Annotated in this window: 7 protein-coding genes and 2 tRNA genes; 6 read left to right on the top strand and 3 right to left on the bottom strand. The window is 61.8% G+C overall.

Features of this window, described 5'->3' with window-relative positions; all coding sequences use genetic code 11:
• Nucleotide 1 precedes the first annotated feature (1 nt).
• From RVY79_RS14490 to RVY79_RS14480, 3 genes are all read right to left on the bottom strand, one after another.
• Nucleotides 2–77: transfer RNA gene (locus RVY79_RS14490), tRNA-Asn, on the bottom strand.
• Nucleotides 78–385: 308 nt separating this feature from the next.
• A tRNA-Met gene (locus RVY79_RS14485) sits at nucleotides 386–462 on the bottom strand.
• Nucleotides 463–554: 92 nt separating this feature from the next.
• On the bottom strand, nucleotides 555–1,505 hold the full coding sequence (locus tag RVY79_RS14480; RefSeq protein ID WP_317465075.1) for a choline ABC transporter substrate-binding protein: 951 nt from the start codon (nucleotides 1,503–1,505) through the stop codon (nucleotides 555–557).
• 232 nt (nucleotides 1,506–1,737) lie between these two features.
• Between RVY79_RS14480 and betI the strand changes: the two genes are divergently transcribed.
• The 6 genes from betI (at nucleotide 1,738) to RVY79_RS14450 (ending at nucleotide 13,425) form a co-directional block, all read left to right on the top strand.
• Nucleotides 1,738–2,349 carry a transcriptional regulator BetI gene (gene betI, locus RVY79_RS14475; RefSeq protein ID WP_317465074.1) on the top strand — a complete coding sequence of 204 codons (612 nt, stop codon included), beginning with the start codon at nucleotides 1,738–1,740 and terminating at the stop codon, nucleotides 2,347–2,349.
• A 54-nt stretch (nucleotides 2,350–2,403) separates the two neighbouring features.
• Entirely contained in the window at nucleotides 2,404–3,888 is a 1,485-nt protein-coding gene (gene betB, locus RVY79_RS14470; RefSeq protein WP_317465073.1) for a betaine-aldehyde dehydrogenase, read from the top strand.
• A 167-nt stretch (nucleotides 3,889–4,055) separates the two neighbouring features.
• On the top strand, nucleotides 4,056–5,738 hold the full coding sequence (gene betA / locus RVY79_RS14465) for a choline dehydrogenase (protein WP_317465071.1): 1,683 nt from the start codon (nucleotides 4,056–4,058) through the stop codon (nucleotides 5,736–5,738).
• Nucleotides 5,739–5,996: 258 nt separating this feature from the next.
• Nucleotides 5,997–7,205: an efflux RND transporter periplasmic adaptor subunit gene (locus tag RVY79_RS14460; RefSeq protein ID WP_317465070.1), complete on the top strand. Its 1,209-nt coding sequence runs from the start codon at nucleotides 5,997–5,999 to the stop codon at nucleotides 7,203–7,205.
• Nucleotides 7,202–10,324, top strand: a complete 3,123-nt coding sequence (locus RVY79_RS14455) for an efflux RND transporter permease subunit (RefSeq protein WP_317465068.1) — start codon at nucleotides 7,202–7,204, stop codon at nucleotides 10,322–10,324. Before RVY79_RS14460 ends, RVY79_RS14455 begins: the two co-directional genes overlap by 4 nt.
• Nucleotides 10,321–13,425 (top strand): efflux RND transporter permease subunit, encoded by a 3,105-nt coding sequence (locus RVY79_RS14450; RefSeq protein ID WP_317465067.1) that lies wholly within the window; start codon nucleotides 10,321–10,323, stop codon nucleotides 13,423–13,425. Before RVY79_RS14455 ends, RVY79_RS14450 begins: the two co-directional genes overlap by 4 nt.
• Nucleotides 13,426–13,462 lie beyond the last annotated feature (37 nt).

Here is a 13,462-nt window from a genome sequence, read left to right as displayed (position 1 = left end):
TTGGCTCCCCGAGCAGGACTCGAACCTGCGACCCAATGATTAACAGTCATTTGCTCTACCAACTGAGCTATCGGGGAACGATGCCGGAGCACGCGGCGTAGTATACGGATTCGTTCGAGGGCGTCAAGACTGAAAGTGAATTCATTGCCTATCCCCTATCTCGGGGCGCATCATCTTCCCCTTTTGAAACAGCCCCCTAGCAGCGATTCTCAAGCCCCTCGGGTACCTTTTCACAATCATCGTGGCAGCAATAGGGGCCGACGAACGAACGTAATAGATAGCAAGGGAAGACACCACGTTCGATGGAACGCAGGGACAGAAGAACAAAGCGACGATCATGAGAGAGGCAAGGAGTGCCGAAACAGCAGACAATCTAACAGGAAGGTGGTGGCTACGCCCTGACTCGAACAGGGGACCCCATCATTATGAGTGATGTGCTCTAACCAACTGAGCTACGTAGCCACATATCGCAAGACAGGAACGCTTGCGACGGGAGCGAATTATGCACATGGGCTTGCCGATTGGCAAGCCCATGGCGTACGCGAAGCGTGCGTTTAGCTATTGATACCCAACTCTTTCTTCACGGCTTCCAAACCTGGCTTGCCGTCAGCGGTCGACACACCCTTGAGCCACTCGTCAAGCACGGACGGATTGTTCTGCAACCAAGTACGCGCCGCGTCGCGCGGATCTTTGCCGCCATCCATGATCTCACCCATGATCTTGTTTTCCATGGGCAGCGTGAAACGCAAGTTGTTGAGCAACTCACCGACATTCGGGCACGCCTCGGTGTACCCACCACGTGTATTGGTATACACCGTGGCGCCGCCCAAGTTGGGACCGAAATAGTCATCGGCGCCTTTCAAATAGGCAATGTCGTAGTTGGTATTCATGGGATGCGGCTCCCAGCCGAGGAACACCATCCATTCTTCGTCCTGAGTCCTGGCATTGAGTTCGGCAAGCATGCCCGACTCGGAAGAATCCACCAGGCTCCAGTCGCCAAGACCGAAGGCATCATCATCGATCATCTGCTGGATGATCAGATTGCCGTCGTTGCCCGCCTCGATGCCATACAAGTTGCTGCCGAACTTGGCCGCGTGATCGTCCAGATCCTTGACCGAGGTGACACCGGCATCATACACGTATTGCGGTACCGCCAAGGTATACTTGGCCCCTTTCAGGTTGGCCCCGAGACGATCGACCTGCCCCTTCTCGATGTATTCGTCGCTGATCGACGCCATCGACGGCATCCAGTTACCCAGGAACACATCGAAGTCACCGTTTTTCATCCCGGCATAGGCAACAGGCACGGAGACGGTATCGGACGTCGTTTCGTAATCGAGGGCTTCGAGCACCTCACGGGTCAAGGCGGTAGTGGCGGTGATGTCGGTCCAGCCGACTTCGGCGAAACGCACGGGCTGGCAAGCCTCCGGCGTGTCTGCCATGGCCAGCGGAGAAAGCAACGTTGCACTACCCAGCAGCGCGATCAATGGGGTCTTGTTGGACATGTGATTCTCCCTTGCGTTGGTGTCGGAATTGAATGACGATTCAATAACGTTTTTTTATGCTAAATGAATTCGGTGATTCTTTTCCACAATGGATTTCATTTATCATGGAAAGATAGTAGATTTTTTATTGATTGAACGTTCAATAAAAACATTCCATAATGATCTGACGTCGAGTGGCTCTCGTATGGTACATACGCAGGCTACCCCGAACGTCAGCAAAGGAGAATGCCCGGTGCCCAAGCTCGGTATGCAACCCATTCGCCGCCGCCAGTTGATTCAAGCGACACTGGAAGCCATCGACGACGTCGGCCTGGCAGATGCCACCATCGCGCGGATCGCCAAGCGTGCCGGCGTCTCGGCGGGCATCATCAGCCACTACTTCGGCGGTAAGGACGGGTTGCTCGAATCGACCATGCGTCAGATTCTCTGGGATCTCGGCAACGCCGTCGCACAGCGTCGTGCCCGGGACGATGTCGAGTCCGCACGCGAGCACCTGCATGCCATCATCGATGGCAACTTCGACCGCAGTCAGGTCAACAAGACCGTCATGAAGACCTGGCTGGCCTTCTGGTCGGTCAGCATGCACCGTCCCGATCTGCAGCGCTTGCAGCGCGTCAATGATCGGCGACTATATTCGAACATCTGTCACCACTTTCAACGCTGCCTACCAAGGCCCGACGCACAGCAGGCAGCACGCGGTCTGGCCGCGATGATCGATGGGCTCTGGCTACGCGGCGCGCTCGCACCACAAGGCATCGATGTCGACCGAGCGCGACAACTGGCCTATGACTATGTGGAAGAGCAGCTCGCTCACGCTACGTCTCAAGCGCCGATAAACGCCTGACGCCAGACCTCGACACTTTTCATTCACGACACATTCACGACGCGGGAGGACCTCATGGCCACTTTCGAGACACAGAAACTCTACATCGGCGGTCGATTCGTCGACGCTACATCCGGCGAGACGTTCGACACGATCAACCCGATCGATGGCAGCGTGCTGGCCAGCATCCAGCAGGCCTCTCAGGACGATGTCGACCGTGCCGTCGCCTCCGCCCGTGAAGGCCAGCGTGTGTGGGCTGCCATGAACGGCATGGAACGCAGCCGTATCCTGCATCGCGCCGTCGCGCTACTGCGCGAACGCAACGACGAACTGGCCCACCTGGAAACGTTGGACACCGGCAAGCCAATCAGTGAAACGCAGGCCGTGGACATCGTCACCGGCACCGATTCGCTGGAATACTACGCCAACCTGGCGCCCTCCATCGAAGGCACCCAGGTACCGCTGCGCGAGGACTCGTTCTTCTACACGCGCCGCGAACCGCTGGGCGTCATCGGTGCCATCGGCGCTTGGAACTACCCCATCCAGATCGCCTGCTGGAAGTCCGCGCCGGCGCTGGCTGCAGGCAACGCCGTGGTCTTCAAGCCCAGCGAGGTTACCCCGCTGACCACCCTGAAACTGGCGGAAATCTTGACCGAAGCCGGCCTCCCGGATGGCGTATTCAACGTCGTCCAGGGCGATGGGCGCGTCGGGCAGATGCTCACCAACCACACCGACATCGACAAGATCACCTTCACCGGCGAAGCCGGCACCGGCAAGAAGGTCATGTCCGCCGCGGCGGGCTCGACGCTCAAGGAAGTCACCATGGAACTGGGTGGCAAGTCGCCGTTGATCGTTTTCGAAGACGCCGATCTCGAGCGTGCCGCCGATGCCGCGATGATGGCCAACTTCTACTCCAGCGGCCAGGTCTGCACCAACGGCACGCGCGTCTTTATCCACCGTTCGGTCCAGGCGGACTTCGAAGCCAAGATCAAGGAGCGCGTGGAACGCATCAAGGCGGGCGACCCGCTCGATCCGGCGGTCAACTTCGGCCCGCTGGTCAGCTTCGAGCACCAGGAGAAGGTACAGAGCTATATCGATCTTGGCGCCCAGGAAGGCGCCCGCCTGCTGGTCGGTGGCGGCCGCTGGAACCAGGGCAATGCGTCGGGTATCGACTGGGCGAAAGGCGCCTGGGCCGCGCCGACGGTGTTCACCGATTGCCGCGACGACATGCGCATCGTGCGCGAGGAAATCTTCGGTCCGGTCATGTCGATCCTGGTCTTCGACGACGAGGAAGAAGTCATTCGTCGCGCCAACGACACCGGCTACGGCCTTGCCGCCGGGCTGTTCAGCGAAAGCCTGAACCGCGCGCACCGCGTCATCCATCGTCTGCAGGCCGGCATCTGCTGGATCAACACCTGGGGCGACTCCCCGGCGGAAATGCCGGTGGGCGGCTACAAGGAATCGGGCATCGGCCGTGAAAACGGACTGTCATCGCTCGATCAGTACACGCAGATCAAGTCAGTGCAGATCGAAATGGGGCCCTTCGAGTCGGCGTTCTGATCGCTACTTGGCGCTATTCGCGAGATGAGCGCCGGGGATAAGGCGAAGCGAGGGTCATCGCCATGGATGGCGAATGTAGCGCCCATGGAAGGGTTTACAGCGCCCTCGCGCAGACTTGTCGACGGAAAGGCTCATCTTCCACCTTTGTCCTTGCCCAGGGAGGCCCCATGTCTCAGACCCGTGAATTCGATTACGTCATCATCGGCGCCGGTTCCGCCGGCAACGTACTCGCCACGCGACTCACCGAAGACCCCGACGTACAGGTGCTGCTGCTCGAAGCCGGCGGCCCCGACTATCGCTTCGACTTTCGCACGCAGATGCCCGCAGCACTTGCCTATCCGCTGCAAGGCAAGCGCTACAACTGGGCGTTCGAGACCGACCCCGAACCCCATATGAACAATCGCCGCATGGAGTGCGGTCGCGGCAAGGGGCTCGGCGGCTCCTCGCTGATCAACGGCATGTGCTATCTGCGCGGCAACGCACTGGATTACGACAACTGGGCCAAGATTCCCGGCCTGGAAGATTGGAACTACCTGCAATGCTTGCCCTACTTCAAGCGTGCCGAGACACGCGACATCGGGCCCAATGCTTATCATGGCGGCGATGGCCCAGTCTCGGTAGCCACGCCCAAGGAAGGCAACAATGAGCTCTACGGTGCCTTCATCCGCGCGGGCATCGAGGCCGGCTATCCGGCCACCGAGGACGTCAATGGCTATCAGCAGGAAGGCTTCGGCCCCATGGACCGCACCACCACGCCCAACGGGCGTCGGGCGTCCACGGCGCGCGGGTACCTGGATATCGCCAAGCAGCGGTCCAACCTGACCATCGAGACGCATGCCACGACCGACATCATCGAGTTCGAAGGCAAGCGTGCCGCCGGCGTGCGCTACGAACGCAAAGGCCAAACGCAGCAGGCCCATGCACGTCGCGATGTGCTGTTGTGTGGGGGTGCCATTGCTTCCCCGCAGATCCTTCTGCGCTCCGGCGTGGGTAACCCCGAGCACCTCAAGGAATTCGACATTCCCGTGGTACACGCGCTACCGGGCGTCGGCGAAAACCTCCAGGATCACCTGGAAATGTACATCCAGTACGAGTGCAAGAAGCCCATTTCGCTGTATCCGGCACTCAAGTGGTACAACCAGCCCAAGATCGGTGCCGAATGGCTGTTCTTCGGCAAGGGCGTCGGCGCCAGTAACCAGTTCGAGGCGGCCGGCTTCATTCGTACCAACGACCAGGAAGAGTGGCCCAACCTGCAGTACCACTTCTTGCCGATTGCCATCAGCTACAACGGCAAGAGCGCGGTGCAGGCCCATGGCTTTCAGGCCCACGTCGGCTCGATGCGCTCCATGAGCCGTGGCCGTATTCGTCTGACCTCGCGCGACCCCAAGGCCGCACCCAGCATCCTGTTCAACTACATGTCCAAGGAAAAGGATTGGCAGGAGTTCCGCGACGCCATTCGCATCACCCGCGAGATCATCGAGCAGCCGACGATGGACGAATACCGTGGGCGCGAGATCTCGCCGGGGCCGGAGGTCCAGAGTGACGAGGAACTCGACGAGTTCGTGCGCCAGCATGCCGAGACTGCCTACCATCCCGCCGGTACCTGCAAGATGGGCAGTGCCGATGATGAGATGGCGGTCGTCGACGGCGCGGGACGCGTGCACGGGCTCGAAGGGCTGCGTGTCATCGATGCCTCGATCATGCCCGTGATCGCCACCGGCAACCTCAATGCGCCGACGATCATGATCGCCGAAAAAATGGCCGACAAGGTCCGCGGGCGTGATCCGCTCCCCCCCGCCGAGGTCGACTATTACGTCGCCCATGACGCACCGGCACGCCGCAAGGCATGACGACGCTTGTATCGGCATGACGGCTGACCCGAACACCCGATGCATTCGCATCGGGTGTTTTTGCATTATCCTTCCTTAATTCTTTCCCGCCTCCCCCTTAGACTGTGCATGAGCACCTAACCGATTCGTCGCTAGGGAACGCTGAATAAAAAGGGAACCTCTCGTTACAATACGCCTCTCACCCCGGTGACACGTGGCCGCTCGTCGAGCACGCGTGCCCCGCACCGGAATGTCTCTGACAAGGATCGATGCCCCGTCATGTCCCACTCTCGCCGTTTCTGGATCACGCTCCTCATCGCCGTCTTGATCGCCCTCGCCGTGTGGTGGTTCCCAAACTGGCAAAGCGACGACCAGCCAAGCGATGCGCCGGCCAATGCACGAGACGAGAGAAGCACGGCCGTGGCCGCCATCGAGGCCCAACGCGGCAACCTCGAGATTACCGTCGGGGCGCTGGGTACGGTGCGCTCGCTATCGAGCATTGATGTGTATCCACGTGTCGAAGGCGAACTGCTCTCGGTGGACTTCGAGGAAGGCGAGCGTGTCGAAAAAGGTCGACTCCTGGCCACCATCGACCCGCGTGACTATCAGGCCCAGCTCGCCGCCGCCCAGGGCCAGCTCGTTCAGGATCAGGCACAGCTGAAATCGGCCCGCGAGGATCTCGAACGTTACGAGACCTTGGCGCAGAGTCAGTCGATCTCCCGTCAGGAACTCGAACAGCAACGTCAATTGGTACGCCAGTACGAAGGCGCCGTGGCCAGCGACCGGGCCGATATCAAAAGCGCTCGCATTCAGCTGGGCTACACCCGCATCACCGCGCCCAGCGACGGCATTATCGGCATCCGTAACGTCGATCCCGGCAACCTGGTCAGTAGTAGCGACGACGACCCCATTGCCACGCTCACCCAGCTCGACCCGATCTCGGTGGTCTTCTCATTGCCCAGCCAGTACGTACCGACATTGCACAAGCAACTTCAGTCGGGAGACGCGCCAGTCGTCACGGTCACCACGGTGGGTGACAAACGCCTCGTGGGACGGCTCACCAGTATCGACAGCCAGATCGACACTGCTACCGGCACCGTGCGTCTCCGTGCGCGCTTCGACAACACGAAAAGGCGTCTCTACCCCAACGCTTTCGTCGATGTGCGCCTGACGGTGGATACGTTGCGTGACCGCGTCATCGTGCCCACACCCGCCGTGCAGACCGGCCAGGAGGGCCTCTTCGTATACGTCGTCGGCGACGACGACACGGTGACTCGCCACGCTGTCGAGGTCAGCGCCAGCGAAGATCATCGCAGCGCCCTGGCCAGCGGCGTCTCGGTGGGCGAGAGCGTGGTCGTCGATGGCGTCGATAGCCTGCGTGACGGCGCCAAGGTGCGCGTCGTCAGCCACGCTTTGCCAGGAGAAGCCAGCACCTCCTCGATGACCGACGATGACGCCGCCACACAGACACCGCGAGATGCTTCATGAATCCATCGCGGCTGTTCATTCTGCGGCCGGTCGCCACCTCGCTGGTGATGCTGGCCATCATAATCACGGGCGCGTTTTCCTACCGGCTGCTCAGCATTTCGTCGCTGCCCGAGGTCGATTTTCCCACCATTCAGGTCACCACGCTGTACCCCGGGGCGGGGCCGGACGTCATGCTGTCCCACGTCACTGCCCCGCTGGAAGACGAGCTGGGGGAAATCGTCGGCCTCGAGGACATGAGCTCGACCAGTACCGGGGGCGCCTCGCTGATCACGCTGCGTTTCGACCTCGATAGCGATCTTGGCGTCGCCGAACAGGAGGTACAGGCCGCTCTCAATCAGGCGGAAACCCTGCTGCCCGACGACCTGCCACGTCCGCCGAGTTACAGCAAGGTCAACCCCGCCGATACGCCGGTTCTGACGCTAGCGGTGACCTCCGACAGCTTGCCGTTGACCGAGGTCCACGACCTGGTCGATAACCGCCTAGCACAGAAGCTCGCCCAGGTCAGTGGCGTCGGCGAGATACGGCTTGCCGGTGGTAATCGTCCTGCGGTACGCATCGACGTCGATTCGCGTCAGCTCGCCGCGCATGGGCTCGACCTGTCCAGCGTGCGCAGCGCCGTGGAAAGTGCCAATGTCAATCAGGCCAAGGGCACGATTTACGGGCCCTACCGCGCCTATAGCATCGACGCCAATGACCAGTTGACCTCTGCCGCGGGCTACCGCGATCTCATCCTCAAGTACGAGAGTGGTGCACCGCTGCGATTGAGCGACGTGGCCAGCATCAACGCCGGCGCGGAAAACACCAAGCTGGGGGCCTGGGCCAACGGCGAGCCCGCCATCCTGGTCGATGTTCTTCGCCAGCCAGGCGCCAATGTGGTCGGCGTGGTCAACGCGATCGAACGCCGTTTGCCGGCGTTATCGGAGAGCCTGCCGGGCAGCGTCGACGTGGACATCTTGAGCGATCGCACCACCACGATCCGCGCCGCCGTCGAGGATGTACAGTTCGAGCTGGTCCTCGCCATCGCGCTGGTGATCATGGTCACCTTCCTGTTTCTGCGTAACCTGCCGGCAACGCTGATCCCCAGCCTGGCTGTGCCGCTGTCGCTGGTCGGCACCTTCGGCGCCATGTACCTGGCCGGCTTCAGTCTCAACAACCTCACCTTGATGGCGCTGACCATCGCTACCGGCTTCGTCATCGACGACGCCATCGTAGTGCTCGAGAACATCACGCGCTACCTGGAGCGCGGCGAAACGCCCTTGCAGGCAGCGCTCAAGGGATCGCGCCAGATCGCGTTCACCATCCTCTCGTTGACGGTTTCGTTACTGGCGGTACTGATCCCGTTGCTGTTCATGGGCGGGGTGGTCGGTGTGCTGTTTCGTGAATTCGCCATGACGCTGGCGATTTCCATCGTCATCTCGGCGTTCGTCTCCCTGACCCTGACGCCGATGCTTTGCGCGCGCTGGCTGAGACGTCGCACCGACGATGCCGAGAGCGACGCTCACGCCCTCGATGACGAAGCCATGGTACGCAGCCGCCAAGGCCTCTTCGGGCGCCTCACACGCGGCTACGAACGTGCCCTGGACACGGTACTCAGACACCAGACGGCGACGCTATGGGTAGCACTGGGCACCTTCGTGCTGACCGCCGTACTATTCTGGATGACACCCAAGCAGTTGTTCCCGATTCAAGATACCGGCACCTTGCGCGGCATCACCACGGCCACGCAGACGACGTCCTATCGTGCCATGTCGGCGCGTCAGCAGGATCTTGCCGAACGTTTGATGGACGATCCCGCCGTGGCCAATATCGCCTCGAGCATCGGTATCGACGGCACCAACACCACACTCAATAGCGGCCGGCTGCAAATCGACCTGGCCGATCTGGACGCGCGCGACGCCGACCTGGACGCCATCATCTCGCGGCTGCTCGATGCCGCCGCCGATGTCCCCGGCATCGACCTGGCACTGACGCCGGTGCAGGATCTGACGCTAGAAGACACCGTCAGCCAGTATCCCTATCAGTTCGCCTTGACTCAGGGCGATCGCGACCAATTGGCGCAAGATGTCTCGGCGATGACCGAGCGTCTCGAGGATGCGCCGGCCATCGCGCATATCGCCACCGACCTTCAGAACGCGGGACGCAAGCTCGAGGTCAGTATCGATCGCGATCGTGCCAGTCGACTCGGCATCTCGGTCGCCGACATCGACGATGCCCTCTACGATGCCTATGGCCAACGCCTGATCTCGACGATTTTCACCCAATCCAACCAGTATCGCGTGGTGCTGGGCGCAACGCATGGTGACGATGCCGGCCCCGAGGCCCTTTCCCGGTTGTATGTCAGTGGTAGCGACGACGCCATGGTGCCCCTGTCAAGCCTGGTGAGCATGGAGGAAGCGCCCACCGCGTTATCGCGTCAACGCCTCAACCAGTTCCCTTCGGCGTTGATGTCGTTCGATGCCGCGCCCGGCTATTCGCTGTCGGATGCCTTCGATGCCGTGGAAGCGGCCCGCGATGGTGTACTCAGCGCCGACACGCAGCTCGATTTCCGTGGTACCGCGCTGGCGTTCACGACCTCGACGCGTGACACGCTGTGGCTGATCGCCGCCGCTGTCATCACCATGTACATCGTGCTGGGCGTGCTCTACGAGAGTTACATCCATCCGTTGACCATCCTCTCGACTCTGCCTTCGGCGGCCATCGGCGCCTTGCTGGCCCTGATGCTCAGCAATAACGCCCTGGGCATGGTGGCCATCATCGGCATCATCCTGCTGATCGGCATCGTCAAGAAGAATGCCATCATGATGATCGACTTCGCGCTCGAGGCTCAGCGGGAACAGGGCATGTCGGCGTATCGCGCGATTCACAGTGCCGCGCTGCTGCGCTTTCGGCCGATCATGATGACCACCTGCGCCGCCCTGCTCGGGGCGCTGCCGCTGATGCTCGCCAGCGGTTACGGGGCCGAGTTGCGACGCCCTCTGGGCATGACCATGGTCGGTGGCCTGTTGCTGAGCCAATTGCTGACGCTCTTCACCACGCCGGTGATCTATCTGTTCTTCGACCGGCTGGCCGAACGCTGGCGCCGGCGTGGCAATGCGCATGACACCGAGGTGGATGCGTGAGCGTCTCCAGCCCCTTCGTGAGCCGTCCGGTAGGTACCGCGCTGTTGGCGCTGGGGGTCGTGCTGCTCGGCCTGCTGGCGTACCAGCGCCTGCCCGTCGCACCGCTGCCCAACGTGTCGTTCCCCACCATCGTGGTCAACGCCAACCTGTCCGGCGCCAACCCTGAGACCATGGCCTCCACCGTGGCCACACCGCTGGAACGCTCGTTGGGGAGCATATCCGGTATCTCGCAGATGACCTCGAGCAGCTCGGACGGCTCGACACGCATCACCGTCCAGTTCGCGCTCGACAAGGACATCGACGACGCCGCACGTGAGGTGCAAGCCGCGATCAACGATGCCCAACCACTGCTGCCCAGCGCCATGACCAGCCGCCCCAGCTATCGCAAGATGAACCCGGCAGCGGCGCCGATCATGATCCTCTCGGTCACCTCCGACACGCTGCCCACCAGCGAGCTTTACCAGCTCGCCGACGAACGCATCGCACCGCCGATCCTGCAGGTTCCCGGTGTCGGTGACGTCAATGTCGGCGGTAGTTCCTCTCCGGCGGTACGCGTGTCACTCGATCCGCGGCGGCTCGAGCATGCGGGCGTATCGCTGACGGCCGTGGCCAATGCGATACGCAGTGCTACTACCAGCACGCCCACCGGTTTCGTGGCATCCCCCGCTACACGCTGGGAGGTCGACACCGACTCGCAGCTGATGCAAGCCGAGGCGTTCGAGGATCTCATCGTGGCGCGTGGCGAGAACGGCGCGGTAATGCACTTGAGTGATGTCGCCGATATCGAAAACGGCGTGGAAGACCGCTACAACGTGGGCTTTCAGAATGAGCAACCGGCCGTGCTGCTGGTCATCAGCGCCAGCAGCGGCGCCAATGTCATCGACACCATCGCCGGTATCCGCGAACGCATGGCATCTATCGAAAGCCAGCTGCCGCAAAGTGCCGCGCTCAGCGTGCAGCTCGACCGAGCACCGGGCATTCGCGCCTCGCTTCACGAAACCCAACTCACCCTGATGCTGGCCATCGCGCTGGTGGTGCTGGTGGTGTTCCTGTTCCTGCGCAACGCCCGCGCCACGCTGATTCCCAGTCTGGCGATTCCCGTGTCGTTGATCGGCACCTTCGCGATGATGCATGTCATGGGCTTTTCGCTCGACACGCTGTCATTGATGGCACTGATCGTATCGATCGGCTTTCTCGTCGATGACGCCATCGTGGTGGTCGAGAACATCGCCCGGCATATCGAACAAGGTGTGCCACCCCGGCAAGCCGCCCTGCAAGGGGCACGCGAAGTGGGCTTCACGGTGACCTCGATGAGCGTGTCCCTGGTGGCGGTCTTCCTGCCGTTGCTCTTCATGGGCGGCTTCATCGGACGCATGTTCTTCGAATTCGCGATGACCCTGTCGCTAGCGGTGCTAGTCTCGCTGGTGGTCTCGTTGACCCTGACGCCGATGCTCTGTGCGCGCTGGTTACGGTCGGAACGCGAGCGCCGGCCCCGGCGCTGGGAAGCTGCTCTGCTCGCCTTCGGGAAAGGCTGTCAGCGACTGTACTCGCACAGCCTGGATGTCGCCCTGCGCCATCGGCGCTTGACGCTACTCTCTCTGGTCGGCGTGATCGTGCTCAACGGCTACCTCTACGTCGCCATCGACAAGGGCTTCATTCCTCAGCAGGATACCGGACGACTGATCGGCTTCGTGCGCGGCGACCAGAGCCTGTCGTTCGATGCCATGTCGGCCAAGCTGCGTACCATTCGCGAACGGCTGGCCCGCGCCCCCGAGGTGCATAGCGTGCTGGGCTTCATGGGCGGCCGTGGCGGTGGCGCCTCGGCGACCTTGTTCATCACTCTCGAGGAAGGCCAGTATGCGGCAGGTACACAAACCATCGGCAATCGACTGGCGACGTCGATGAGCGACCTGCCCGGCGTAAGTACGTCGATGATGGCCCTGCAGGACATCCGCATCGGCGGTCGCCAGAATAGAGGCGCGCAATATGAAATCACCCTCAAGAGCGACGAGCTTGCGCTGCTCGATACCTGGTCGCAGCGCGTCAGTACCGCCATGCAGGATATCGATGGCCTGACCGGCGTCGACAGTGATAGCCAGGGGGAGGGGCAGGCCGTGGAACTGAAGGTCGATCGCGATACCGCCAAGCGCCTCGGTGTCGACATGCAGGACGTGGACACCCTGCTTGGCAACGCCTTTGCACAAAGCAGCGTCGCTAGTCTCTACGATGCCGACGACCAACGCTACGTAATCCTCGAGGTGGCCGATCAATACCGTAGCGCACCAAAGGCCATTTCACGACTGCACGTCATCAACGACGCAGGCGAGGCGATTCCCGTCTCGGCGTTCAGTCATCTCGAGGAAAGCACTACCCCGGTCACCGTCAACCACCAGGGGCAGTTTGCCTCCACCACGATCTCGTTCAATCTCGAAGACGGTGTCACGCTGGGCGAGGCCACCCAGCGCATCCGTCGGACGGTGGAGGACCTGCGCCTACCCACCGCCGTGCAGGTGGATTTCGAAGGTAGCGCGGGCGCTTTCCAGAGCGGTATACAAGCCATGCCGTGGCTGATCCTGGCTGCGCTGGTAACGGTCTACCTGGTGCTCGGGATTCTCTATGAGAGCTACATTCACCCGCTGACGATTCTTTCCACCCTGCCCTCGGCCGGGGTCGGCGCGCTGCTCGCCTTGATGCTGTTCGATACGCCGTTCACGCTCATCGCCCTGATCGGCATCATCCTGCTGATCGGCGTGGTCAAGAAAAATGCCATCATGCTGGTCGACTTCGCCGTCAGTGCCGAGCGCGAACGCGGCCTGAGCGCGCTCGAGGCCATACGCGAAGCGGCCGTGGTGCGCTTTCGCCCCATCATGATGACCACGCTGGCGGCGATCCTCGGCGCGATTCCGCTGCTGCTGGGCACCGACGAGAACGCCGCATTGCGCGCGCCGCTGGGGATCACCATCATCGGTGGCTTGATCCTGAGCCAGATCTTGACGCTCTACACCACACCGGTGGTCTATCTCTACCTCGACCGGCTGCATCGCCGACTGCGCCCGGCGCGACTCGACAACGCGGCGCAACACTCGACACCAACGACCTGACCGCACTGCCCCGTGCCGCCCCATGCGGCGCGGATTC

The sequence above is a fragment of the Chromohalobacter sp. HP20-39 genome (assembly GCF_033052815.1).
In the GTDB taxonomy this organism is placed as follows: Bacteria; Pseudomonadota; Gammaproteobacteria; order Pseudomonadales; family Halomonadaceae; genus Chromohalobacter.
The sequence above is the reverse complement of the archived record's forward strand: the minus strand, read 5'-3'. Positions and strand labels throughout refer to the sequence as shown.

What these genes read in the sequence shown, in the direction of transcription:
- RVY79_RS14480 (WP_317465075.1), bottom strand. Translation starts at nt 1,505, where the DNA reads ATGTCCAACAAGACCCCATTGATCGCGCTGCTGGGTAGTGCAACGTTG.
- betA (WP_317465071.1), top strand. Translation starts at nt 4,056, where the DNA reads ATGTCTCAGACCCGTGAATTCGATTACGTCATCATCGGCGCCGGTTCC.
- RVY79_RS14460 (WP_317465070.1), top strand. Translation starts at nt 5,997, where the DNA reads ATGTCCCACTCTCGCCGTTTCTGGATCACGCTCCTCATCGCCGTCTTG.
- RVY79_RS14455 (WP_317465068.1), top strand. Translation starts at nt 7,202, where the DNA reads ATGAATCCATCGCGGCTGTTCATTCTGCGGCCGGTCGCCACCTCGCTG.
- betB (WP_317465073.1), top strand. Translation starts at nt 2,404, where the DNA reads ATGGCCACTTTCGAGACACAGAAACTCTACATCGGCGGTCGATTCGTC.